The organism is Brevundimonas sp. LM2 (assembly GCF_002002865.1).
GTDB lineage: Bacteria > Pseudomonadota > Alphaproteobacteria > Caulobacterales > Caulobacteraceae > Brevundimonas.
The window spans coordinates 1,433,456-1,458,705 of record NZ_CP019508.1 but is presented as its reverse complement, the minus strand read 5'-3'; the positions used below and the strand labels follow the sequence as shown (position 1 = coordinate 1,458,705).

Annotated in this window: 19 protein-coding genes; 6 read left to right on the top strand and 13 right to left on the bottom strand. The window is 69.4% G+C overall.

What is annotated here, in order from left to right; translation table 11 throughout:
• Nucleotides 1-26: 26 nt before the first annotated feature.
• Nucleotides 27-1,811, top strand: coding sequence for an IlvD/Edd family dehydratase (locus BZG35_RS07175; RefSeq protein ID WP_077355021.1), 1,785 nt, complete (start codon nt 27-29; stop codon nt 1,809-1,811).
• Nucleotides 1,812-1,825: 14 nt separating this feature from the next.
• Here BZG35_RS07175 and BZG35_RS07170 read toward each other — a convergent pair whose 3' ends face one another.
• The 5 genes from BZG35_RS07170 to cysG are packed head-to-tail and all read right to left on the bottom strand — an operon-like array spanning nt 1,826 to nt 7,260.
• Nucleotides 1,826-2,848, bottom strand: a complete 1,023-nt coding sequence (locus tag BZG35_RS07170; RefSeq protein ID WP_077355020.1) for a cysteine synthase A — start codon at nt 2,846-2,848, stop codon at nt 1,826-1,828.
• Between the two features lie 18 nt (nt 2,849-2,866).
• Nucleotides 2,867-3,940: a phosphoadenylyl-sulfate reductase gene (locus BZG35_RS07165; protein WP_077355019.1), complete on the bottom strand. Its 1,074-nt coding sequence runs from the start codon at nt 3,938-3,940 to the stop codon at nt 2,867-2,869.
• Nucleotides 3,927-5,594 carry a nitrite/sulfite reductase gene (locus BZG35_RS07160; RefSeq protein WP_077355018.1) on the bottom strand — a complete coding sequence of 556 codons (1,668 nt, stop codon included), beginning with the start codon at nt 5,592-5,594 and terminating at the stop codon, nt 3,927-3,929. Before BZG35_RS07160 ends, BZG35_RS07165 begins: the two co-directional genes overlap by 14 nt.
• Nucleotides 5,594-5,878, bottom strand: a complete 285-nt coding sequence (locus BZG35_RS07155; RefSeq protein ID WP_077355017.1) for a DUF2849 domain-containing protein — start codon at nt 5,876-5,878, stop codon at nt 5,594-5,596. The genes BZG35_RS07160 and BZG35_RS07155 overlap by 1 nt, the downstream gene beginning before the upstream one ends.
• On the bottom strand, nt 5,875-7,260 hold the full coding sequence (gene cysG, locus BZG35_RS07150) for a siroheme synthase CysG (protein WP_077355016.1): 1,386 nt from the start codon (nt 7,258-7,260) through the stop codon (nt 5,875-5,877). The genes BZG35_RS07155 and cysG overlap by 4 nt, the downstream gene beginning before the upstream one ends.
• Nucleotides 7,261-7,376: 116 nt before the next feature.
• Between cysG and gcvA the strand changes: the two genes are divergently transcribed.
• The 3 genes from gcvA (at nt 7,377) to cysC (ending at nt 11,220) form a co-directional block, all read left to right on the top strand.
• On the top strand, nt 7,377-8,306 hold the full coding sequence (gene gcvA, locus BZG35_RS07145) for a transcriptional regulator GcvA (RefSeq protein ID WP_077355015.1): 930 nt from the start codon (nt 7,377-7,379) through the stop codon (nt 8,304-8,306).
• Nucleotides 8,307-8,392: 86 nt separating this feature from the next.
• Nucleotides 8,393-9,361 carry a sulfate adenylyltransferase subunit CysD gene (cysD, locus tag BZG35_RS07140; RefSeq protein WP_253189296.1) on the top strand — a complete coding sequence of 323 codons (969 nt, stop codon included), beginning with the start codon at nt 8,393-8,395 and terminating at the stop codon, nt 9,359-9,361.
• On the top strand, nt 9,361-11,220 hold the full coding sequence (gene cysC, locus BZG35_RS07135; protein WP_077355014.1) for an adenylyl-sulfate kinase: 1,860 nt from the start codon (nt 9,361-9,363) through the stop codon (nt 11,218-11,220). Before cysD ends, cysC begins: the two co-directional genes overlap by 1 nt.
• A gap of 176 nt (nt 11,221-11,396) precedes the next feature.
• Here cysC and BZG35_RS07130 read toward each other — a convergent pair whose 3' ends face one another.
• Nucleotides 11,397-13,775 (bottom strand): TonB-dependent receptor, encoded by a 2,379-nt coding sequence (locus BZG35_RS07130; protein ID WP_077355013.1) that lies wholly within the window; start codon nt 13,773-13,775, stop codon nt 11,397-11,399.
• Between the two features lie 263 nt (nt 13,776-14,038).
• Between BZG35_RS07130 and BZG35_RS07125 the strand changes: the two genes are divergently transcribed.
• Nucleotides 14,039-14,671, top strand: coding sequence for a TetR/AcrR family transcriptional regulator (locus BZG35_RS07125; RefSeq protein WP_077355012.1), 633 nt, complete (start codon nt 14,039-14,041; stop codon nt 14,669-14,671).
• Nucleotides 14,672-14,811: 140 nt separating this feature from the next.
• On the opposite strand, the gene BZG35_RS07120 is transcribed toward BZG35_RS07125, so the two are convergent.
• From BZG35_RS07120 to BZG35_RS07090, 7 genes are all read right to left on the bottom strand, one after another.
• Complete coding sequence (locus BZG35_RS07120) at nt 14,812-15,573, bottom strand: A24 family peptidase (protein WP_077355011.1); 762 nt, start codon at nt 15,571-15,573, stop codon at nt 14,812-14,814.
• A 26-nt stretch (nt 15,574-15,599) separates the two neighbouring features.
• A complete protein-coding gene (locus BZG35_RS07115) occupies nt 15,600-17,471 on the bottom strand; it encodes a ferrous iron transporter B (protein WP_077355010.1) in 1,872 nt (623 codons plus the stop codon).
• A gap of 2 nt (nt 17,472-17,473) precedes the next feature.
• A complete protein-coding gene (locus tag BZG35_RS07110; protein ID WP_077355009.1) occupies nt 17,474-17,746 on the bottom strand; it encodes a FeoA domain-containing protein in 273 nt (90 codons plus the stop codon).
• Nucleotides 17,747-17,872: 126 nt separating this feature from the next.
• The gene (locus BZG35_RS07105) at nt 17,873-21,094 is read right to left on the bottom strand and encodes an efflux RND transporter permease subunit (RefSeq protein ID WP_077357926.1); all 3,222 of its coding nucleotides are present in this window, start codon (nt 21,092-21,094) and stop codon (nt 17,873-17,875) included.
• Nucleotides 21,094-22,233 (bottom strand): efflux RND transporter periplasmic adaptor subunit, encoded by a 1,140-nt coding sequence (locus tag BZG35_RS07100; protein WP_077355008.1) that lies wholly within the window; start codon nt 22,231-22,233, stop codon nt 21,094-21,096. The genes BZG35_RS07105 and BZG35_RS07100 overlap by 1 nt, the downstream gene beginning before the upstream one ends.
• 162 nt (nt 22,234-22,395) lie before the next feature.
• A complete protein-coding gene (locus tag BZG35_RS07095) occupies nt 22,396-23,190 on the bottom strand; it encodes a hypothetical protein (protein ID WP_077355007.1) in 795 nt (264 codons plus the stop codon).
• Nucleotides 23,190-23,954: a class II aldolase/adducin family protein gene (locus tag BZG35_RS07090; RefSeq protein WP_077357924.1), complete on the bottom strand. Its 765-nt coding sequence runs from the start codon at nt 23,952-23,954 to the stop codon at nt 23,190-23,192. The genes BZG35_RS07095 and BZG35_RS07090 overlap by 1 nt, the downstream gene beginning before the upstream one ends.
• A 147-nt stretch (nt 23,955-24,101) precedes the next feature.
• Here BZG35_RS07090 and BZG35_RS07085 point away from each other — a divergent pair, with 147 nt between their 5' ends.
• Complete coding sequence (locus BZG35_RS07085) at nt 24,102-25,229, top strand: DUF2336 domain-containing protein (protein ID WP_077355006.1); 1,128 nt, start codon at nt 24,102-24,104, stop codon at nt 25,227-25,229.
• Nucleotides 25,230-25,250: the final 21 nt, after the last annotated feature.

The following is a 25,250-nucleotide window of genomic DNA, read 5'->3' as shown; positions in this document are numbered from 1 at the left end:
GAGTATTCTCAGCCAAAGATGATTTGATGTCCAAACCGCTCCGTTCCCGCGCCTGGTTCGACAATCCCAAGAACCCGGACATGACGGCCCTCTATCTGGAGCGCTATCTGAACTACGGCCTGACCCTGGAAGAGCTGCGTTCGGGTCGGCCGATCATCGGCATCGCCCAGACCGGGTCGGACCTGGCTCCCTGCAATCGCCACCATATCGAGCTGGCCAAGCGGGTCCGCGAGGGCATCCGCGAACAGGGCGGCATCGCGCTCGAATTCCCCGTTCACCCGATTCAGGAGACCGGCAAGCGGCCGACGGCGGGTCTGGACCGCAACCTGGCCTATATGGGTCTGGTCGAGCTGCTGTATGGCTATCCGCTCGACGGCGTCGTCCTGACCATCGGCTGCGACAAGACCACGCCGGCCTGTCTGATGGCCGCCGCCACCGTCGACATTCCCGCCATCGCCCTGTCGGTCGGCCCCATGCTGAACGGCTGGCTGAAAGGCGAGCGCATCGGCTCGGGCACCATCATCTGGAAAGCCCGCGAGATGATGGCGGCAGGCGAACTGGACTACGAGGGGTTCATCAACCTGGTCGCGACCTCGGCGCCGTCGGTCGGTTACTGCAACACCATGGGCACGGCCTCGACGATGAACAGCCTGGCCGAGGCCCTGGGCATGTCTCTGCCCGGCTCGGCCGCCATCCCGGCCCCGTATCGCGAGCGGCCCCAGGTGGCCTATCTGACCGGCAAGCGCATCGTCGAAATGGTGCACGAGGATCTGAAGCCGTCCGACATCCTGACCGCCGACGCCTTCCACAACGCCATCGTGGTCAACTCGGCCATCGGCGGCTCGACCAACGCCCCCATCCACATCACCGCCCTGGCCCGCCATTCGGGCGTCGACCTGCCGATCGAGGCCTGGCAGACCCACGGCCACGCCGTGCCCCTGCTGGTCAATCTGCAGCCCGCCGGCCAGTATCTGGGCGAGGACTTCCACCAGGCCGGCGGCGTGCCCGCCGTGGTTTCGCAGCTGATGGGTCAGGGCCTGATCCGCGAAGGCGCCATGACCGTCAACGGTAAGACCATGGGCGAAAACTGCCGCGACGCCCAGATCCTGCTGCCCGACGTCATCCGCACCATGGACGCGCCCCTGGTCGAGGATGCCGGTTTCCTGGTTCTCAGCGGCAACCTGTTCGACAACGCCATCATGAAGACCAGCGTCATCGCCGCAGAGTTCCGCGAGCGCTACCTGAACAACCCCGCCGATCCGAACGCCTTCGAGGGTCCGGCTGTCGTGTTCGACGGACCGGAGGACTACCATCATCGCATCGACGACCCTGCGACAGGCGTCACCGAGCGCAGCGTCCTGTTCATGCGCGGGGCCGGCCCGCTGGGCTATCCGGGCGCGGCCGAGGTGGTCAACATGCGGCCGCCCGCCCACCTGATCCGCGAGGGCGTCCACGCCCTGGCCTGTATCGGCGACGGCCGCCAGTCTGGCACGTCCGGCTCCCCCTCGATCCTGAACGCCTCGCCCGAGGCGGCGGCGGGCGGCAATCTGGCCCTGCTGCGGACCGGCGATCCGGTGCGGGTGGACCTGAACACCTGCCGCGTCGATGTGCTGATCTCCGACGCTGAACTGGCCGACCGCCGCGCCGCCCTGGACGCCGCCGGCGGCTTCCAGATCCCGCCCTCCCAGACCCCCTGGCAGGAGCTGCAGCGCGCCAACGTCGGTCAGCTGGGGACCGGGGCGGTCCTGGAACCGGCCGTCAAATACCACCGCATCATCGACAAGTTCGGCAACCCCCGGGACAACCACTGAACGGGGGGGCCGCCTCAGGCGGCGGAGGTCAGCCCCGCCGGTGCCGCCCACGGTGGCACCGGAAGCCCCTTGCCGGCCAGGAATTCGGGGTTGAACAGCTTGGACGCATAGCGCGAGCCGGGGTCGCACAGGATGGTCACGATCGTCTTGCCCGGCCCCATCTGGCGCGCCAGCCGCACCGCGCCGGCGATGTTCACGCCCGCCGACCCGCCCAGCGACAGCCCCTCGTGCACCACCAGGTCGAACAGCAACGGCAGGAACTCGGCGTCTTCGATCCGGTAGGCGTGGTCGGGCGTGAACCCGTGCAGATTGCCGGTGATCCGCGCCACCCCGATGCCCTCGGTGATGGACGACCCCTCGGCCGTCATCTCGCCCTTGGTGAACCAGTTGAACAGCGCCGCCCCGGCCGGGTCCGCCAGGGCGACCTGGATGTCGGGGTGCCGCTCCTTCAGATAGGTCCCGACCCCGACGATGGTACCACCCGACCCGACCGCGCTGACGAAGCCGTCGATGCGCCCGCCGGTCTGGTCCCAGATCTCCGGCCCGGTGCCGCCATAGTGGGCCTGGCGGTTGGCGATGTTGTCGAACTGGTTGGCCCAGATCGCCCCGTTCGGCTCGGTGTCGTTCAGCTCACCGGCCAGCCGCCCCGAATAGTGGACGAAATGGTTGGGGCTCGAGAAGGGCGCGGCGTCCACCTCGATCAGCCGGGCCCCCAGGGCGCGGATGGCGGACTTCTTCTCCTCCGACTGGGTGCGGGGAATGACGATCACCACCGGATGACCCAGCGCCGCCCCGACCAGGGCCAGACCGATGCCGGTATTGCCCGCCGTCCCCTCGACGATGGTCCCGCCGGGCCTCAGCGAGCCGTCGGCGCGCGCGGTCTGCACGATCGACAGGGCCGCGCGGTCCTTGACCGACTGGCCGGGGTTCAGGAATTCGGCCTTGCCCAGGATCTCGCACCCGGTCGCCTCCGACAGGCGGTTCAGCCGGATCAGCGGCGTGTCGCCGATGAGGTCGATGATGGAAGTCGTGGTCATGGCGCTCTTCGGGCGAGATCAGGCGGCGGACTGGAGCCGTCGTCCAAGGTGGATGCCGCACTCGACCTTGTCCACGCCCGACCAGCGTCCCGAGCGCGCATCCTCGCCCTCGGCGACGGCGGAGGTGCAGGGCCAGCAGCCGATCGAGGCATAGCCCTGGTCGACCAGGGGGTGGCGCGGCAGGTCGCGCGCGGCCGCATGGCGGGCGACGTCCTCGGAGCTCCAGGGAACCAGCGGGTTGATCCGCAGCTGGCCGTCCAGCACCTCGAAGGCCTCGAGTTCCCGCCGCGTCCCGGCCTGATAGCGTTTGCGCCCGGTGATCAGGGCGTCGAACCCCGCCGCCGCCCGCGCCAGCGGCAGGACCTTGCGCAGGTCGCAGCAGGCGTCGGGGTCGGCGCGCCACAGGGTGTCGGTCGGGTCGATCGCGGCCCGTTCCTCGGCGTCCGGCACGACCAGCCGCACATCGGTCAGGCCCAGCCGCGCGCTCAGCTGGGCCCGGTACTGCAGCGTCTGCAGGAAATGCATACCCGTCTCCAGGAACAGCACAGGCGTCTGCGGCCGCGTCCCGGCGATCAGGTCCAGCAGCACCGCCGCCTCCGCACCGAACGACGACAGGGCCGCGACCTTCAGGCCGGGCACGGCGAAGGCCGCGCGCAGAATCTCGACCGGCCCGCCCTCCCCCACCTGGGCGTTCAACCGAGCCGCCAGCGCGTCCGGATCGGCCCGCGCCACCGTCGCCCGCCGCCGCCAGGCCGGCACCGCCGCGTCCGCGGCCGGCTGATAGACGACGTCGAACGCCGCCAGCATCCGCGCCCAGGGCTCCGGATCGTCGCCGACCGGCCGCTCGACCGCGTCGAAACCCGACCGTTTCAGATGCCGCGCCTGGTCCGGCAGGACATGCCCCGCCGCCACTAGTCGCCCGGTCCAGCCCCGCTCGCGCAGGATCGACGCAAGGGAAAACCCCCGCCCGTCCCGGAAGGCCGCGAACTCGAGCACCAGGGTCTCGACCCCGACCACCGCCGCCTCGACCTCCTCCAGCGGCGTCGAAACGGGCAGCCTCAGCCCCGGAACCGTCGGTTCAAGCAGCTGCATCGAGGGTCTCATAGATGGCCTGACGAAACGGATCGGCCCCGACGCGGCGCACCGTGTCAATGAACCGCTCGCCCTCCGTCCGGATGACCAGATAACGGTCCAGCGCCCGCTGGATCGCCGGGGCGACCTCATCGGCCGGCAGGCTGCGCCCCACGATCTCGCCCAGGGCCGCCTGTTCGTCGGGCGAGCCTCCGACGGTGATCTGGTAGTATTCCTCACCCTTCCGGTCGACGCCCAGCACCCCGATGTGGCCGACGTGGTGGTGGCCGCAGGCATTGATGCAGCCGCTCATGTTGATCCGCACCGGGCCGACCTTTTCCTGCCAGGCCAGGTCCGCCAGCCGTCGCGACAGGTCCTGGGCCACCGGGATCGAGCGGGCGTTGGCCAGGCTGCAGTAGTCCAGCCCCGGACAGGCGATGATGTCGGTGACCAGATCGGCATTGGCCGTCGCCAGCCCCGCCTCCCGCAGTGCCCGCCATAGGGCCGGGGTGTCGTCCAGCCGAACGTGGGGCAGGACCAGGTTCTGCTCATAGGCCGCCCGCACCTCGTCGAACGAGAACCGCTCGGCCAGGTCGGCCACCGTCTCCATCTGAGCCGCCGTGATGTCGCCGGGCACGCCGTCGACGGGCTTCAGCGAGATCACCACGCTGGCATAGCCCGCCTGGCGATGGCGGCGGATGTTGTTGCGGCTGAACCGGGCGAAGTCCGCATCGGCCAGCACCGCCCGGTCGAACGCCCCCGAGGTCTTCGGCAGGTCGGCAAAGGTGGGCGGAGCGAAATAGGCGCGGATGCGGTCCATCTCGGCGTCGGGGATGCGCAGGTCCTCCTGCCGCAGCGTGGCGAACTGGCGCTCGACCTCCTCGCGGAAGGCCTCGATGCCCAGCGACGCGACCAGGATCTTGATCCGCGCCTTATGGATGTTGTCGCGCCGTCCCAGCAGGTTGTAGGCCCGCAGGATGGCCGTCAGATAGGCCAGGATCTCGGACCCCGGCACGGCCGTGGCGATCTCCTGCCCCAGATGCGGCAGCCGTCCCTGACCCCCGCCGACGAAGACCTGGAACGCCGTCTCGCCATCCGCGCCGCGCACGATCCGCAGGCCGACGTCGTGAGTCCGGATCGCCGCCCGGTCCTTCTCGGCCCCGATCACCGCCACCTTGAACTTGCGCGGCAGGAAGCTGAACTCCGGATGGATGGTCGACCACTGGCGCAGGATCTCGCACCACGGCCGGGGATCCTCGATCTCGTCGTCGGTGGCCCCGGCGAAGACGTCGGTCGTGACGTTGCGGATGCAGTTGCCGCTGGTCTGGATGGCGTGCATCTCGACCTCGGCCAGGTCTTCCAGGATCGCCGGCAGGTCGCTCAGCGCCGGCCAGTTGAACTGGATGTTGGTCCGGGTGGTGAAATGGCCATAGCCCTTGTCATAGGTCCGGGCGATGTAGGCCAGCCGCCGCATCTGGGGCCCGTTCATCACCCCGTAAGGCACCGCGACCCGCAGCATATAGGCGTGCAGCTGCAGATAGACCCCGTTCATCAGCCGCAGCGGCTTGAACTCGTCCTCGGTCAGGGCCCCCGAGACCCGCCGCTCGACCTGGTCCCGGAACTCTTCCACCCGCTCGCGCACCAGCGCCGCGTCGAACTCGTCGTAGCGGTACATCAGACGGCCGCCCCGGTATCGGTGCTCAGGCTGTTGCCCACCGTCGGCCCCGCCGCCCGGATGGATTCCTTCAGCCGGTCGCGCCCGCTGAAGGCGTGCCCGGTCACCTCGACCAGGTAGGGGTTCACGAACACCTCGGGCCGAGCCGCCGCCCTTGCCTGGGCCGTTTCGGCCTCGGCCGCTTCGAACACCGCCGCCTCGGCGACCGACTCCACAGGCCGATCGTCCTCGCCCAGATAGATCACCCGCCCGTCGCTGAGCCGGTTGGCCGTCACGATCCTCACGCCGCCACCTCGGCGCGCACGTCCAGCTGGGCGGCGCTGAAGGCCGCGCATTCGCCGACGAACAGCAGGGCCGGCCCGGTCAGGTTCGCCCGCGCCACCAGCCCGCCCAGATCGTCCAGCGTGCCGGTGATGACCCGCTCGTCGGGACGGCTGCCGTTTTCCACGATGGCGACCGGCGTCGCCTGCGAACGACCGGCCGCGATCAGCGACGCTGCCGTCTCCGCCGCCCGGCCCGCGCCCATATAGATGGCCAGGGTCTGGTTCGGCCCGGCCAGACGCGCCCAGTCCGGCGCGATTCCGCCCGGCTTCTCCTGTGCCGTGACGAAGGTCACCGACTGGGCGTGATCGCGGTGGGTCAGGGGAATGCCCGCCGAGGCCGCGCAGGCCAGGGCCGCCGTCACCCCCGGCACCACGAACACCGGCACGCCAGCCCGCCGCATCGCCTCCAGCTCCTCGCCGCCGCGCCCGAACACGAAGGGATCGCCGCCCTTCAGCCGCACGACGCGCTGGCCAGCGCGGGCCTCCTCGATCATCAGGGCCTCGATCTGGTCCTGCGGCACCGAATGGTCGCCCCGCGTCTTCCCGACGTACAGGCGTCGCGCATCGCGCCGGGCCCGCGCCAGCACCGCCTCGGGCACCAGCCGGTCGTGGATGATGACGTCGGCGTCCTGCAGCACGCGCAGGGCCTTCAGCGTCAGCAGCTCCGGATCGCCCGGCCCCGCCCCGACGATATGGACCACGCCCGCCTCGGGGGCGGCGACGTTCAGCAGCCGCAGCATCTCGCGCCGCGCCTCGGCGGGCTTGCCCACCGCGACCAGGTCCGCCGCCGTGCCCCGAAAAGCCCGCTCCCAGAACCGTCGCCGCGCCAGGAAGTCCGGCACCGTCGTCTTTACGGTGTCGCGCAGCTCCCCCGCCAGCCGCGCCAACGGCCCCAGGGCGGCGGGCAGGATGGCTTCGATCTTCGACCGCAGGTCCCGCGCAAGGATCGGCGCCGTCCCACCGGTGGCGATGGCCACGACGATCTGGTCCCGGTCGATGAAGGCGGGCGTCTGGAAATCGCCCAGGGCCGGCCGGTCCACCACATTGACCTGGGCGCCGGCGCCGCGCGCGATCTCCGCCAGCCGCGCCGCCTCCGCCTCATCCTCCACCGCGATGAAGACCAGCCGGGACCCGGACAGGTCGGCGGCGTCCGGCATCTGCTGCCGGGCTTGAGGCCCGCTCAGAGGCAGCGACGCCGCCTCGGGCAAGCCTTCGGGCGCGAACCACACCACCTCGGCCGGGCTGCCGACGAACAGGCGAAGCTTGGCCAGGGCCGCTTCGCCGCTGCCGATCACGACGACGCGGGTGTTTTCCAGGGGGATCGACGCAAGAAAGACGCGCATGGGACGGCTCCGCGCCAGTCTGCGGGCCGCAGTCCGGCGTGGCCGACCTATCGACCTGTCCGATCCAGCTTCACAAATCAGATTGTCTTCGCATCACCGATAGGATTTCTAGGGGCATGGCCAGACCGCTCCTTCCCCTCAATGCCCTGCGCGCCTTCGAAAGCGCGGCGCGGCACCTGAACTTCACGCGGGCGGCCGACGAACTGTCGGTCACGCCGGGCGCGGTCAGCCAGCAGATCCGGTTGCTGGAGGACACCGTCGGCGGTCCCCTGTTCAAGCGCGAGGCCAAGGGGCTGCAGATCACCGACCTGGGTCGCGCCGCCGCCCCCCTGCTGCGCGAGGGGTTCGAACGGCTGATGGACGCCTCGGCCCTGCTGCGCGAACCGCCGCGCCGCCGCCAGATCTCGGTCAGCGTCGCGCCCTCGTTCGCCGCCAAATGGCTGATGCCGCGGATGGACGACTTCCACGCCGCCCATCCCGAGATCGAGGTCTGGATCTCCGCCGACATGGAGCCGGTCGACCTGACCGAGGGGGCCGCCGACCTCGCCGTCCGCTACGGCCCCGGCAACTACGGCGGCCACGTGTCGCAGCTGCTGATGACCGAGACCGTTTTGCCCGTCTGCGCCCCCCGCCTGATGCAGGGCGACCACCCGGTCCGCGCGCCCGCAGACCTGGTCCACCACACCCTGCTGCACGATGTCTCGTCCGACGCCGACCCCAGCCGCCCGGACTGGGCCATGTGGCTGAAGGCGCGCAAGGTTCGCCACCCGGACCCCCGCCGCGGATCGCGCTACAATCAGAACAGCCTGTTGATCGAGGCGGCCATCGCCGGGCGCGGCGTGGCCCTGGCCAAGCGCACCCTGGCCCAGGCCGATCTGGCCGCCGGCCGGCTGGTGGCCCCCTTCGCCGACGGCTCGGAGGCGGTGGGTTTCGCCTACTACGTCATCATGCCCCGCGACCGCCCGGCCTCGACCAGCACCAACGCCTTCATCGCCTGGCTCAAGCGGCAGGCGATCGATCACGACAACAACATGGACACGCTGTAGACAGCCCCATGATGAGCCGTCAGGTTTTCTATCGTCGGCGGGCAGCAATGCTCGTTCGACGCTGCGGCCAAGGTCGGGCAGTCAGCATGCCCGACCGAGGGCCGACCGTGCACGCTGACCTGATCCACACCCCCACCCTGCCCGACGCGCCGTCCCGCACCGACGCCCACCTGCGCCGGTTGGAGAGCGAGGCCATCGAGATCATCCGCGAGGTCGCCGCCACCGCCCGCAACCCCGTCATGCTGTATTCGATCGGCAAGGACTCGGGCGTCATGCTGCACCTCGCCCGGAAGGCCTTCTTCCCCGCCCCCATCCCGTTCCCCCTGCTGCACGTCGACACGACCTGGAAATTCCGGGAGATGATCGCGCACCGCGACACCATCGCCGACCTGTATGGCGTCAGGCTGATCGTGCATGTGAACCCCGACGGGGCGGCGCGCGGCATCGACCCGATCCGCTCCGGCGGCGAGACCCACACCCGCGTCATGAAGACCGAAGGCCTGAAACAAACGCTGGAACAGCACGGCTTCGACGCGGCCTTCGGCGGGGCCCGCCGCGACGAGGAAACCTCGCGCGCCAAGGAGCGGATCTTCTCGGTCCGCAACGCCCACCATGCCTGGGAGCCGCGCCTACAGCGGCCCGAGCTCTGGCGGCTGTACAACACCCGGATCGATCCGGGCGAATCCCTGCGCGTCTTCCCCCTGTCCAACTGGACCGAGCGGGACGTCTGGGAATACACCCGCGCCGAGAACATCCCCGTCGTGCCCCTCTATTTCGCCGCCCTGCGTCCGACCGTGATCCGCCAGGGCCAGATGATCGTCCGTGACGACGACCGCATGCCCCTGCTGCCCGGCGAGACCCCCGAGCTGCGCCGCGTCCGCTTCCGCTCCCTGGGCTGCTATCCGCTCAGCGCCGCCATCGAGTCCGACGCCACGACGCTGGACGACATCATAGCCGAGCTGAACGCCAGCCGCGTCTCCGAACGCCAGGGCCGGCTGATCGACGGCGAGGGCTCCGCCTCGATGGAGATGAAGAAGCGCGAGGGCTATTTCTGATGGACGGCACGGTCTTCGCCGTCCGGCCGCCCGCGCCGCACCCGGTGCGCGACCTGCTGCGCTTCCTGACCTGCGGCTCGGTCGATGACGGCAAGTCGACCTTGATCGGCCGGCTGCTGTTCGACCTGGGCCAGGTGCCCGAGGACCAGCTAGCCACCCTGGCGCGCGACTCCCGCCGCTTCGGCACCGACGGCGACGCCGCCGACTATGCCCTGCTGCTGGACGGCCTGGCCGCCGAGCGCGAGCAGGGCATCACCATCGACGTCGCCTACCGCTATTTCTCCTCGCCCCGTCGCAGCTTCATCGTCGCCGACACCCCGGGCCACGCCCAGTACACCCGCAACATGGCCACCGGGGCCTCGACCTGCGACCTGGCGGTGATCCTCGTCGACGCGACCAAGGGGCTGTCGGACCAGACCCGCCGCCACAGCCGCATCGTCGCCCTGTTCGGCATCCGTCAGGTCATCCTGGCGGTCAACAAGATGGATGCGGTGGGCGGAGACGCCGGAGTCTTCCACGCCCTGGAGGCCGCCTATGCCGAGGTCGCGGCCGAACAGGGTCTGACCCGCGTCACCGCCATCCCGATCAGCGCCCGGCACGGCCACAACCTGGTGCACCGCTCGGCGACCATGCCCTGGTACACCGGCCCGACCCTGATCGAGGCGCTTGAGGTGGCCGACACCCAGCCCGCCGGCCACGACGCCCCCTTCCGCCTGCCGGTCCAGTACGTCAGCCGCCCCGACGCCAGCTTCCGGGGCTACAGCGGCTCCATCGCCTCGGGCCAGATCGCGGTCGGCGACGCCATCGTCGTCGCCCCCTCCGGCCGCATGGCCAGCGTCGCCCGCATCGTCCGCGCCGGCGACTGGGCCGAGACCGCCCAGGCCGGCGACGCCGTCACCCTGGTGCTGGACCAGGACATCGACGTCGCCCGCGGCGACGTCCTGGCCCTGCCCACCGACCGCCCCGCCGCCGTCGACCGGTTCTCGGCCCGGCTGCTGTGGATGGACGAGACCCCGCTGGACCCGGATCACGCCTATCTGCTGCGCCTGGGCACGGCCGTGGTGCCCGTCCGCGTCTCCGCCGCCGAGGGGCCCGCCAGCCTGGCCATGAACGAGATCGGCGACCGGCTGATCCACGCCACCGGCCGCATCGCCTTCGACGCCTTCGCCGATCATCCCGGCACCGGCAGCCTGATCCTGATCGACCGCGACACCCATGCCACCGTCGCGGCCGGCATCGCCCTGGCTCCGGTCGATCAGCCCAAGGACATCCACCGCGTCCCCGCCGCCGTCGATCGCGCCACGCGCGAACGCTACAACGATCATACGGGCGCCGTGGTCTGGCTGACCGGCCTGTCCGGCTCCGGCAAGTCCACCATCGCCGCGGCGCTCGAACGCCAGCTCCATGCCGCCCAGGTCCGCACCGTCGTGCTGGACGGCGACAACCTGCGTCACGGCCTGAACCGCGATCTGGGCTTCACCGACGCCGACCGCAGCGAGAACGTCCGCCGTGTGGCCGAGGTCGCCCGCCTGTTCGCCGACACCGGGGTGGTCGCCATCTGCGCCCTGATCTCCCCCACCCAGGCCCAGCGCGACCAGGCCCGAACCATCTGCGCCGACGGCCCCTTCCTGGAGGTGTTCGTCGACACCTCGCTGGACCTGTGCCGCGCCCGCGATCCCAAGGCGCTGTACGCCCGCGCCGACGCCGGGGCCCTGAAAGGCATGACCGGCCTCGCCTCCCCCTATGAACGGCCCCAGGCCCCCGACCTGACCCTGCCGACCGCCGACCTCTCCCCCGACGCCGCCGCCCGCACCATCCTCGACCGCCTGGCCGGCCTGGGGGTGATGAAGGGGGGCTGATCGCAGGGTGCGGGCGCCCACGCGAAACCTCTCCCTCCCCTTTATGGGGAGGGACCGCGAGGCTTCAGCCGAGCGCGGGTGGGGCCGTGTGAAGGTTGCGCACTCACGGAACAGCCCCACCCGGGCTCCGCTGCGCTGCGCCGTCCCTTCCCATGAACGGGAGGGGAGAAATCCAATCAGTAGCTCGCCCGCAGCGTGAAGCCGATCGACCGCTCGTCCCCGGGATCGCCGATGACCAGTCCTGAGTTGCCCGTCTGCACCGTGACGAAGCGCAGATACTCCTCGTCCAACGCGTTCTTGACGAAGACCGAGGCCTCCCACCCCGCGTCCGACCGGAACCCGGCCCGCAGGCTCAGCAGGCCGTACCCCTCGATCTCGGTGAAGCGCGAGACCGCCGCGTCGGAGTTGTAGGTCGAGCGATAGCTGGCATCGGCCCCGGCGAAGACCTCGCCCGCCTGCCCCAGCACCTGGCCCGGCCGATGCAGTTCGCCCCCGACGGAGAAGGCCCAGGGCGACACCCCCGGCAGGTCCTGACCGCTTAGGTCGCACGCCGCCGTCGAGGTCCCGATCCGCTCCAGCGGGCAGGGTCCGTTGGTGAACGACGCATATTCCCCGTCCGTCCACGACACATTGGCATAGACGTCCACCGCCTGGTTCGGCCGCGCGTTCAGGTCCAGTTCGACGCCCCGAATCTCGACCTTTTCGACATTGGCCAGATAGCCACGAAGGGCCCCGGGTCCGGCGTCGACGACATTGGCCTGGAAGTCCGCGATGTCGGTCGCATAGGCGGCCAGATTGGCCGTCAGCCGTCGCCCGAAGGCCTGGGTCTTCAACCCCAGTTCCCAGGTCTTGACCTCCTCCGGCCGGACCTCGGCCGAGGCCAGGGCGGGCAGGCCGGCGGCCGTGGTGGGCAGGCCCGACATGTTGATGCCGCCCGATTTGAAGCCCTGGGCATAGCTGACGTAGGTGAGGACGTCCGGCACCAGTTCGTAGGACACGGCCAGCTGGCCCGACACGCTGCCGTCCGAGATCTCGGCCGCATAGGTCTGCGGGCGAGCGATGCCCAGCCGACGCGAGATCAAGGTCGGGTCGGTCGTGACCAGCCCGCCGGACACGGACAGGGCATAGCTGCCGGACTTTTCCTCCTGGGTGTAGCGCAGCCCCGGCGTGATCCGCAGTCGGTCGGTCACGTTCCAGGTCAGCTGGCCGAAGGCGGCATAGCTGGTCGTCTCGATCGAGGACACGTTGACCGCGGTATAGCCGTCAAGAAGCGCGTCGGGCGTGCCCGCGGGCAGCAGCCAATAGGAGGCGTCGCGGCCATACTGGGTGACGCCGTCGGTCGAGACCGTCTGGTTGAAATAATAGAGGCCCGCCACCCAGTCGATCGTGCGTTCGCCGGTCGACGACAGGCGGAACTCCTGGCTGGTCTGATCCTGATGCGACGGATTGTTGGACTTGGGCAGGATGTCGAGGCCCGTATAGTCCCGGTCGTTCGCCGGCTCCCAGTCCCATTCGCGATAGGCGCTGATCGAGGTCAGAACCGCGCCGACGAAATCATAGTCGACGATCAGCGACCCGCCCGCCTGCCACTGGTCGGCCTGGATGTCGCCGTCGATATCGACCCGCCGGTCATAGGGATTGGTGCTAGGCGGGGCATAGCCGCGACCGGCGGCTAGGGCCGGATACTGGGACGCGGCGGGCTTCAGCGTGGTGCCGACCCGTACGAACACCTGGGTGCAGCACTCCAGCAGCTGGCGGTTCCAGTCGCCATAGGCCCGCACCGTCAGGGCTTCGGATGGCCGCCACAGCAACTGGCCACGGACGGCGACGCTGTGCTGGTCATTCTGGTCGCGGCCCAGGCGGACATTGTCCAGCGTGCCGTCACGCCGCGTCGAGACCACCGACAGCCGGCCGGCCAGGGTGTCGCCGACCAGCGGCCCGGTGACCGACCCCTTGGCCTGGATCAGGTTCAGACTGTCCAGCGTGATCTCGGCAACCCCGCCCGGGGTGAAGGACGCATCGCGCGTGGTGATGTTCAGCGCCCCGGCCGTGGTGTTCTTCCCGAACAGCGTCCCTTGCGGGCCCCGCAGGATCTCGATCTGCTGCAGGTCGACGAAGTCCAGCGTCGCCGTCGCCGGGCGGGCGTAATAGACCTGGTCGACATAGATGCCGACGCCCTGCTCCAGCCCGTCGTTGGCCAGGCCATAGCTGGCTCCGAGGCCGCGAATGGTGATGGCCGTGTTGCGGGGGTTGGTCGACAGCAGTTGCACGCTCGGGGCCTGCTGGGTCAGCTGGCCCACGTTGTAGGTGTTGGTCTTGTCCAGCTGTTCGCCGCCGATCACCGTCAGGGCGATCGGCACGTCCTGCGCCCGCTCCTCGCGCCGCCGCGCCGTCACCACGACGTCGCCCAGCTGGGCGAATGAGGGCTGGGGCGGGGTCGCCGGTGGCACCTGGACCTGCGCCTGCGCCGCCACGGGGGACAGCGAGGCCAGCAGCCCCAGCGCAGGCAGATAGGCGCGGCGCGAACGGTCCCGGCTGTTCGGACTTCGTCTCATGCGATCATTCCCCTGTTTCAGAGCTGAAAGCCTAGGAGAGAGCGGAACGGGCAACGTGCGAAATCTTCGGCGCGACCCCATAGAAATTCTATTGGTCACTGTGTGGTGCTTCTACTGTTGGCTCGCTTTCAATGTCGGAAACGCCATTGAAATAAGGGGTCTGCGCAGCTAAGCTTATGATGGCTGACCGTCCGTACGGAACCCTTACGTCGTCCAAGGCCGTAGCGATCTTTTCATCGACACCGCGCCTCCCGGTCACGCCCATGCCAGAACGCTCCATCAACAAGCTGGGACACCGCATCGGGGCGCGGGGCGGGCGGACGCGCACGGCAATCCTGGACGCCACCCGCCGCCTGCTGGAGCGCCGCCACCTGGGCGAGCTGCGCGTCGCCGAGGTGGCAGCCGAGGCCGGGGTGTCGCCGTCCAATTTCTACACCTATTTCAAGACGGTGGAGGAGCCGGTCCTGGCCCTGTGCGAGGCGGCTGCGGTCGATTTCCAGCCCCTGTCGCGCCATCTCGACGGCGACTGGTCGGCGGACCAGGCGTTCGCCGCCGCCCGCGCCTACGTCGTCGACGTGCTGATGATCTGGCGCGACCACGGCCCGGTCCTGCGCATCGAGCACATGCTGGCCGACAAGGGCGAGATCGGCTTCGTGGAGGCGCGCGTGCGCCGTCTGCGCCGGGTTCACCTGTCGCTGGAGCGGCGCATCGCCGTGGCCCATGCCACCGGCTATCACGCCCAGGGCCTGGACCCGCGCCTGGCCTCCTATGAGGTCGCCAACCTGGTCGAATCCGTCGCCGCAGGCTTCGACCTGATGCGCCGGGGAGACACGAAATCCGACGCCATCATCGACACCACCGCCCACATCGTCGTGAAGCTGGTCACCGGGCGCTGAACTACGACCAGTTTTGACGCAATTCGGTGTTACATTGACGGCTCGATCGCGGTCTTTGCCATTGTCGATTACACCACCCCGTCCCCGAACGGGTCGGACGGGTCGGACGGGTCGGACTGTGTTTTTTCGACCGCCCGTCCCTACCCCCCCAGCGGCCCGTACAGCCAGGTCAGCCAGATGCCGATGGCCAGGAAGGTGCCAAATGGCAACCGGTCGCTGCCCGATACGGTGCGTCGCGTGATCAGCAGGGTCAGCACCACGCTGATCCCGGCCGCGCAGGCCCACAGCAGCACGCTGGGCAGGCCCATCCAGCCGACCCAGGCCCCCGCGCCCGCGAACAGGATCGGATCGCCCCCACCCAGCCCTTCGCGCCTGCGGATCAGCCGATACAACGCGGCCAGGGCCCACAGCGTGCCGAAGCCCGCCACCGCCCCGATCATCTGATCCACCGGCCAGGCCCGCGCCATCAGTGCCGTCGCCACCAGCCCGGTCCCGATCAGAGGCAGGGTCAGCTCGTCCGGCAGCCAGAAATTCTCGGCGTCGATCAGGGCGATCAGCAGCAGCTGCCAGCCCAGCACGGCCGTGGCCCCGATCGTGACCCACCCGGCCTCGGCCCCGAACAGTCCGGCCCAGACCCCGATGGCCCCCGCGCCGCACTCGATCAACACATAGCGCGGCGACACCGCCGCCCCGCACGTCGCGCACCGCCCCCGCTGCGCCAGCCAGCTGACCACCGGGACCAGGTGCCAGGGCTTCAGCGGGGCCTGGCAGCTCATGCAGTGCGAGGGCTCGAACACGATGTCCTCGTCGCGCGGCAGGCGCACGGTCACGGCGGCGATGAAACTGCCGACGATCAGGCCCAGCAGGCCCATGAGGATAGCGATGACGACGGGGGCGGACACGACGCCCGCTTAGCCCGGTTCGGGCCTCAGCCGCCACCCAGGGCGACGGCGACGCGATAGGTCACGAGGGCGCCGAGATAGGCCAGGGCGAACATGTAGACGATCATAACCCACATCCACTTCCAGCTGTTCAGCTCGCGCTTCACCACGCCCAGGGTGGCGACGCACTGGGGCGCGAAGACATACCAGGCCAGGAAGCTGAGGCCGGTCGCCAGCGACCATTGCGCCGCCAGGGTCGCCCCCAGAAGACTGCCCGCGGCCTCCGGATCGCCGATCGCATAGACGGTGCCCAGGGCCGCCACCGCCACCTCGCGCGCCGCCATGCCGGGCACCAGGGCGACGACCATCTGCCAGTTGAAGCCGATCGGCGCGAACAGCGGCTCCAGCGCATGGCCGATCATCCCGGCGAAGGAATAGTCGATGGCGGGCCCCACGGCCCCCTCGGGCGGATAGGGGAAGGTCGAGAGGGCCCAGACCACGATCATCAACGGCAGGATGATTCGGGCCGCGCGGGCCATGAAGATGCGCGCGCGGATCCACAGGTTGATGGCCACAGACTTGGCGTCGGGCGTCTTATAGGCCGGCAGTTCCATCATGAAGGGCTCCACCGCCCCCCGCCAGAACACCTTGCGGATGACGAAGGAGACCAGAAGCGCGCTGATGATGCCCGCCGCGTACAGGCCGAACATCACCAGACCCTGCAGGTTGGCGAAGCCCCAGACCGTCTCGTTCGGAATGAAGGCGGCGATGATCAGCGTATAGACCGGAATCCGGGCCGAGCAGGTCATCAGCGGGGCGACCATGATGGTGGTCAGCCGGTCGCGCTTCGAATCGATCACCCGCGCCGCCATGATGCCCGGAATGGCGCAGGCGAAGCTGGACAGCAGGGGGATGAAGGCCCGGCCGTGCAGCCCGGCCCCGCCCATGATCCGGTCCATCAGGAAGGCCGCGCGGGCCATATAGCCGAAATCCTCCAGCACGATGATGAACAGGAACAGGATCAGGATCTGCGGCAGGAAGATTAGCACCGACCCGACGCCTGAAATGATCCCATCGATCAGCAGGCTTTGGATCAGTCCGTCCGGCAGCACCGTGGCCACCAGCTCGCCCAAGGCGGTGAAGCCCGCCTCGATCACGTCCATCAGCGGCCCGGCCCAGGTGAAGACCGCCTGGAACATCACGAACAGCAAGACCATCAGGATGGCGAGCCCGGCCACCGGATGCAGAAGGACACCGTCGATCTTGCCGGTCAGGGTGTCCGGCCGCTCGGGGGGGCGCACGCAGTCGCGCATGATCTGTTCGGCGCGCCGATGGGCCCCGCGCAGGGCCTCGGCATCCGGGGCGACCCAGGCCTCCCCCGCCGAGACCCAGCCGGGCCCCGCCGCCGTCTCGATGCCCTCGACCAGTTCGGCGATGCCGCGCTTGCGCGTCGCCACGGTGGTGAAGATCGGCAGGCCCAGCTCGGCCTGCAACCGCTCCAGATCGATCCGCAGCCCCTGACGCTGGGCGATGTCGTACATGTTCAGGGCCAGGACCATCGGCCGTCCGACGGCCTTCAGCTCCAGGATCAGCCGCAGCACCAGCCGCAGATTGGTCGCATCGGCCACGGCCACGATCACATCGGGTACGGCCTCGCCCTGAAGCCGGCCCAGCACGGCGTCGCGGGTGACTTCCTCGTCCGGGCTGCGGGCGCGCAATGAATAGGTACCCGGCAGGTCCAGAACCGACATCGACCGGCCGGATGCGCCCAGAATACGCCCCTCCTTCCGCTCGACGGTCACGCCGGCGTAGTTGGCCACCTTCTGGTGGGCCCCCGTCAAGGCATTGAAGAGGGCTGTCTTTCCGCTGTTCGGATTGCCGACCAGGGCGACCCGGACGGGCCTGACGGCAACGTCCATGCCTATTCGGCGGCTTCTGCGAACAACTCGAGGGTCAGGCCCCGGGCCTCGCGGCGGCGCAGGGCGACCCGCATGTCATCGACCTTAAGCGCCATGGGATCCTTGCCGATCGCGCCTTGATGCAGAAGCTGGATCACCGCGCCCTCGACCAGGCCCAGCTCCAGCAGGCGGCGTTCCAGCTCGGCACCGTGTTCGTCGCGGGCATCCGCGCCGACCCGGGTGAGGACGCCCTTGTCGCCCAGACGGGCTTCAGACAGGGAAATGACGTTGCTCATGACGCTCGCCTTGTCGAAGACCCTCTGTGAGTCTCCGCTACCTGCGAACGCTTATCAGACGCGCTAGCGGTTCGTCCAGCGGCAAGACGACGCGAGCGCCGACGCGGCGCGGCACCGGCCGCCAGCCTACTCCGCCGCGGCGGTGATGCGGTCGTTGGCGGTGGCTTCCTGGGCCTCCCACTCCTCGATCTTGCGGGTCGTGTACTCCGGCGAGCGGGTGAACCGCGCCAGCGCCCCATAGATCACCGGCACCACGAACAGCGTCAGGGTCGTCGCGAAGATCGCGCCGACGAAGATGACCACGCCGATGGTCTGGCGGCTGCCCGCCCCCGCCCCCTGCCACAGCGCCAGCGGCAGGGCCCCGAACGAGGTGGCGATCGAGGTCATGATGATCGGCCGCAGACGCAGGGCCGAGCTTTCGATGATCGCCTCGCGGATCGACCGCCCCTGGTCGCGCAGCTGGTTGGCGAACTCCACGATCAGGATGCCGTTCTTGGCCGCGATCCCGATCAGGATGATCAGGCCGATCTGGCTGTAGATGTTCAGACTGGAGCCCGCCATCAGCAGGCCGAACAGCCCGCCCGCCGCCGCCAGCGGCACCGTCAGCATGATCACCGCCGGGGTGATCCAGCTCTCGAACTGGGCCGCCAGGGCCAGGAACACCAGCAACAGGGCGAAGACGAAGGCGATCCCCACGGCATTGCCCGCCTCCTGCTGGTCGCGCGCCGCCCCCCCGTACTGGATGGCGACCACGCCTTGAGGCTGCTGCGCGACCAGATCGTCGAAGAAGGTCACCGCATCGGCGATGGTCGTTCCGGGGTTCAGGTCGGCGCTGATGCTGATGGCCCGCTGGCGATCCAGACGACGCCGGTCCGGCGTATCGCCCGCCAGCGTCGTCTCGACGACCGACGACAGGGGCACCAGACTGCCGCCTCCCGTCGCCACATACAGGGTCTCCAAATCGGTGACGTTGGTGCGGTCGGCCCGCTCGGTCTGCAGGATGACGTCGTATTCCTGTCCGCCGCGCAGATAGGTGGTGGCACGCCGTGACCCGAACATGGTCTCGAGCGTCCGCCCGATCTCCTGCGACGAAACCCCCAGGGCCGCCGCCTGCTGCGGATCGACGTCGACCAGAAGGCGCGGCGAGTTGGGCTCATAGTTCAGTCGCGGGCGGGAAAAGCCCGGATTCTCCAGCGCCGCGGCCAGAACCGGCTGAAGCCACGCATAGATGTCGGCGTATTCGGCCCCCGTGACGATCATTTCGATCGAGTTGGAATTCCCGCCGCCGCGCTGGAAAGCCCCCGGGGTGGATGCGTTCACCTGGGCGCTCGTCTGGCTCCGCAGCTTGCCGTTCAGTTCCTGAGCGATCTCGTCAGCCGTCCTGTCCCGCTCGGACCAGTCCGCAAGGTTCAGAACCGCATTGCCGGAGTTGAAGCCGCTCCCCCCGAAACCGGGAGCGGAGATCAGGAAGTTGGCCGCCTCGCCGTTCTCGAGATAGCCCGCCATGATCGGCTCCAGGCCGAGCATGATCTGGCGCGTGTAGTCGAAGCCCGCCCCTTCCGGGCCCTGGACCCGGACCTGGACGCGTCCCCGATCCTCGGCGGGAACCAGCTCGTTGGGCAGGGTCAGGAACATCAGCCCCGCGCCTCCGCCCACGCCCAGCACCACCAGGGCCACGGCGATGACGGCGGCCCGCTTGCCGACCAAGGCCCCCAGCGAATTCTCGTAGGAGTGCTTCAGCTTGTCCATCGCCCCATCGACCTTGCGCGCCATCCAGGTGCCGCCCTCGGCAGGCCGCAGGATCTTGGACGCCATCATCGGCGTCAGGGTCAGGGCCAGGAAGGCCGAGAAGGCGATGGCCGCAGCGATCGCCGCCGCCAGTTCGACGAACAGACGGCCGACGTAGCCGGGCAGGAACAGCAGGGGTGCGAAGACGGCCAGCAGGACCAGGGTCGTGGCGATAACGGCGAAGAAGACCTGGCGCGTTCCCCGCTCGGCGGCGACCAGCGGCGGCTCCCCATGGTCCAGGCGGCGCTGGATGTTCTCGACCACCACGATCGCGTCATCGACGACCAGGCCGATGGCAAGCACCAGCGCCAGGAGGGTCAGCAGATTGAGCGAGAACCCGAGCGGCGCCAGCACGATGAAGGTCGCCAGCAGGCAGATGGGCGCCACGATCGACGGGATGATCGCCGCGCGCAGACTGCCGAGGAACACGAAGTTCACGAAGGCCACCAGGGCCATCGAGATCCCGATGGTGATCCAGACCTCGTCGATCGCGTGTGAGGTGAAGACGGAGTTGTCCGAGCCGACCTCCAGCTCGGTGCCTTCCGGCAGGCTGGGCCGGACGGTTTCGATCAGCGCTTCGACGCCGCTGGAAATCTCGAGGTCGTTGGCCTGGGACTGGCGGGTGACCGCGAGGCCGATCTGGTCCAGGCCGTTGCCGCGGAACAGGCGGCGGTCCTCCTCGGGTGCCTCCTCGACGCGTGCGACGTCGCCCAGGCGGGTGACGTACCGGGCCACCGGCTGAAGGGCCCCCGTCGCCGTGGCGCCCGTGGTGCTGGCCGCGAGCGCCGCGCCGCTGCCGGAAGCGACCGAGGCCGCTCCGGTCGTACCGATCGGCAGGTTGGCGAAATCCTCGGCCCGCGCATAGTTTCGCGCCACGCGGACCGTATAGTCCTTGGCCGCGCCTTCCAGCGTCCCGGCGGGCAGTTCGACGTTCTGGCTCGACAGCGCGTCCTCGACGTCGGAGACCGTCAGACCGCGCGCCCCCAGGGCATCGGCATCCAGCCAGATCCGCATCGAATAGCGCTGCTCGCCATAGATATTGACGGTCGCCACCCCGGGAACCGTCGCCAGCTGATCGACCAGATAGCGGTCCGCATAATCCGTCAGCTCCAGCCGGTTCATCGTTTCCGACCGGAAGAACAGGATCATGATCGGCTGGGAGTCGGAGTCGGCCTTCGCGATCTGGGGCGGATCGGCCTGGTCGGGCAGCGAGCCCTGGGCCCGTGAAACCCGGTCGCGCACGTCATTGGCCGCGACGTCGATGTCGCGATCGAGCGCGAACTCGACGTTGACGTTCGACCGTCCGTCGCGACTGGTGGAGTTGATCCGCTCAACCCCTTGGATTCCCGCCAGCTCCTGTTCGATCGGCTCGGTGATCCGGCTCTCGATGACCTCGGCGGAGGCCCCGGCATAGCTGGTCGAGACCGAGACGGTCGGCGGATCGACATCGGGCAGTTCGCGCACCGGCGTGACGAAGAAGGCGGCCAGGCCGACGACCGACAGCACGATCGCCGCCACCGCCGCGAAGACCGGGCGGCGGACGGCGAGGTCGGAAACCATCATCGCGAGCCGCCCTGCGCTGCCGCCGGGGCCGTGCCCGAGGTCGGGGCGGCCCGCGCCCCGGCCACCGTCACGGGTGAGTTCGGCTGGATCCGGTTCAGGCCGGACGCGACGATCCGCTCCCCGGCGCGCAGGCCCGACAGGATCTCGACGAATCCGTTCTCGACCACCCCGGTCTCGACCTCGACCCGCTGAGCGGTGGATCCCTCCTCGCCTCCGGCGATGCGGTAGACGAAGGCACCGTCGCCCTCATACTGGATCGCCGCTTCGGGAACCGCCGTGCTCTGGCGCTGACCCTGCTGCACCGCCACGCGCACCAACATGCCGGGTCGGATTCGGTAGCCGGGATTGGGGAACTCCGCCCGCGCGATCACCGCGCGGGTCTGTTCGTTGATCCGGGTATCGATCAGAGCGATACGGCCCTCGAACGGCTGGTCCCCGAAAGCGTCCGCCGTGGCGGTGATCGGCAGTCCTGTCCGCAGCACGTTGATGTAGCGCTCCGGCACCGGGAAATCGACGCGGATGGTATCGATGGCGTCCAGCGTCGTGATCACGGCGCCGGGGTTGATCAGCGTCCCGGCCGTCACGCTGCTGAGCCCCAGCACGCCGCTGAACGGCGCTCGGATCGACCGGTCGCCCTGACGCGCCTCCGCCGCCTGCAGCGAGGCGCGGGCGCTGGCCAACTCGGCGCGGTACTGCTCGACCATCATGCGCGGGGCATACCCCTGCTCGCCCAGGGTGGAATAGCGTTGGTACTGCTGCTGCGCCAGGCCGACCCGGGCGCGCGCCTCGATGATTCCGGCTTCCTCCTCGCGGGCCTGCAGCTCGACCAGAGGCGTTCCCGCCGTGACGCGCTGACCGTCCTGGAACAACACCCGCGTGATCAGTTCGCTCGAGCTGGAGGTGATGTTGACCGAACGCTCGCCCCTGGCGACGCCCAGGACGTCGATCTGGTCGCTGAACGATCGCGTCCCGACCACGGCCGCCGCAACGGCCTGAGCCCGACCACCCGGGCCGCCTGGCCCACCGCCGGGTCCGCCGGTCTCGTCCTCGGCGAAGGCCACGCGCAACACGGCCGCCACGATCATGAGGCCGAGCGCCACGGCGGCGATCACGAGGAAGAAATGTCGTTTGATCACGCGGGCATCGACTCCAAGGACGTTCGCCGCAGCCCATAGACGGTCCGCACAGCGTGGCAACTCAAAGAGTTTGTAACGCAGCCGGTTCCGGTTTCCGTCGCGGTCTTTCGTCGCCGTATGGACACTCGCCGGAGCTTTTCACCGTCCAGACGAAGCCGTCGGCTAAAACCGCCGCCAGACACCGATCATCGGTCCGGACGAGGCCGGCGCCTCGCGACCTGAGGTCGTCGTTCGCCACCCCGCCTGCAGGCTCCACGCGCCGGCATGGCGGACCACCGAGGTCTCGTTCTGCACCCAGCGCGACCCGCGCCGATCCGTCTGACCGGCATAGACCTGATTCAAAACCATCCAGCGCTCGCCGAAATGCCGGCCGAGGGTCAGGTCCATCCGCGTCTCGTCCGGAAGCCCGTTCCGCATCCTTCGCGCCAGTTGCAATTCCACGAACGTGTTGCGCGGGGTCAGCCAGGCCCGCCAACGGGACGCCGGCCGTTCGGCCCCGAACGACCAGCCCCCGGCCACCCGTACCTCCACCTCGTCGTCCCCGACCCCGGGCGCGGCATAGCCGGCATTGCGCCCCTCGCCGCCTCGCGCATAGCTGCCCTGCAGGCTGATCGCCCCGGCGTCGTTGCGCCAGACCTGCCAGACCAGGCCGGCCTGCAACGGTCCCCGACCCTCGTAGTCGACGAACGCATCCTCCCCGGCCTGCCAGTCGCCCTTGAGCTGCAGGGTCAACCGGTCGGTCAGGCCGTATTCGGCGAACCCGCTCAGGGCGTCGTCACGCCGCTCTGCCGGCAAGGGTCGCCGCACACCATCCGGGTCAAACCCCTGCTGCGCGCGCATGCGCTCGGCCTTGACGATCACCTGTGCCCGCTTCTTCTTCTGGGTCCAGGCCCCGGCGTTGGCCGACGACGACGCCACCGTCGCGAGCACCACGCCCGCGAGGCAGCGCCTGAACATCAGGCGTCGTAGCCCGGAGATTTCCGGTCCAGCAGGCGCAGCGCCCCGGGCCAGGCCAGGCTGGAGATGAAGCCGATCCCCCGCCCCTGCTCCCTGGTCTCGGCCTGGGCCGCGTCGGGGGCCAGCAGCACATGCTCGCGTCCACCGGACAGGGCCGCCACCTGCTGGGCGCAGGCCCGTTCCAGGAAGAACATCCCGACCCAGGCCGCCGCCGCCGTCGGCCCCACGGCCAGGGTGCCGTGATTGCGCAGCAGCATCAGCGGCTTGTCCCCCAGATCCGCCACCAGCCGCTCGCGCTCGTCGTGGTTCAGCGCCAGTCCCTCATAGCCGTGATAGGCGACCTGATGCTGCAGCAGGCAGGCGTTCTGGCCGATCGGCAGCAGGCCCTCCTGCTGCGCCGCCACCCCGACCCCCGCCACCGTGTGCAGGTGGATGACGAAATGCGCGTCCTCGCGCGCGCCATGGATGGCGGAGTGGATGGTGAAGCCGGCCGGGTTGATGAAGCTCTGGGTCTCCTGAACGACGTTGCCGTCCAGATCGACCTTGACCAGGGACGAGGCCGTGATCTCCTCGAAATAATAGCCGTAGGGGTTGATCAGGAAATGATGCTCCGGTCCCGGGACCCGGGCGGAGATATGGGTGAAGATCATGTCGTCCCAGCCATGCAGCGCCACCAGGCGATAGAGGGCCGCCAGATCGACACGGACCTGCCATTCCTCGGCTGAAACACGCGATTTCAAGGACGATGCGGCACCGTCGGCCATGGTCTGCTCCCAGTTCAACAGGTCACCAAACCCTCGCGTCAACCAAAGGTCGGGTCAAGGCACGTCCGGTTGATCCCATTTAACCAAGTTTTCATCCCGCATGGTCAAGCTTGTCGCTGTTCGGAGACCGTCCGATCGGAGCCCGCCGTGACCGCTGCCGTTCGCCTTCAGGCCTCCCCGGATTCCGACGCCGATGCGCTGACGTCGGCGTCGAACCTTCTGCAACTCGCGCGCGGCAAGACCGCGGATGATCGTCGCCGCCTGCTGCAAGGCATCGCCGACCTGTGCAACGCCACGCCGCCCGGCGCCGAGGCTTCTCCGTTGCTCGGCGAGATCTTCATGATCATCGCCCGGCAGGCGGAACAGGACATCCGCAAGGTCCTGTCGGAAAGCCTGGCTTCGACCGCCTGGGCCCCGCCGGCCCTGATCACCATGCTCGCCCTGGACGCGATCGAGATCGCGCGCCCCGTCATCGCCGCCAGTCCGCTGCTGAAGGACCAGGATCTTCTGCGCGTCCTGGTCGAGGCGACCCTGGAGCATCAGATCGAGGTCGCGCGCCGCCCCCGGATCAGCAGCGCGGTGGCCGACGCGATCATCGACCGGGGCGATCCGGCGATCCTGACCGCTCTGGCCGGTAACCGCACGGCCCAGATCAGCGAAGCCGCCCTCGGCCGCCTGATCGCGCAGTCCCAGCGGATCGCGGCGCTTCGCGCCCCCCTCACCCGGCACCCGCGCCTGAACGAAGCCCTGGCGACAGAGCTGTTCCTGTACGTGGGTCAGGCGCTCCAGGAAGCGATCCGCGAGCGATTCCAGATCAGCGAGGCGCGGCTCGCGGCCGCCGTCGACGCCGCCGTGCGGCCGCCGCTGGCCGAACCCATCGGGATCGACGACGCGCTGGTGATCGACCACGAAGAGATGGAGCGGCGGCTCGTCGAGAAGCTCGATGCCGCCGGACAGCTGCGCCCGGGCTTTCTGATCCGCGCGATCCGCGAAAAGCGTCTGAGCCTGTTCCAGGTCGGCCTGGCCACGCTCTGTGGCTTCAGCCTGGACCAGGTCCGCGCCGCCATCGAGCGCCGCGATCCCGAAGCCCTGTTCCTGCTGTGCGCCGCCGCCGGCATCGATCGGGCGGTCTTCTCGGCCGTCGTCCAGGAGATCCGGGCCTTGAGCGGCGGTTGGCCGGGGCATGGCGACGGCCAGGACCAGCCGCGCCCCGCCTTGAGCCCCTCGGCCGCGGCGCGCGCGTTTCGCGCCCTCATCGGGGGCGCTGAGGCATGACGGTCACGCACGGCGTTTGAC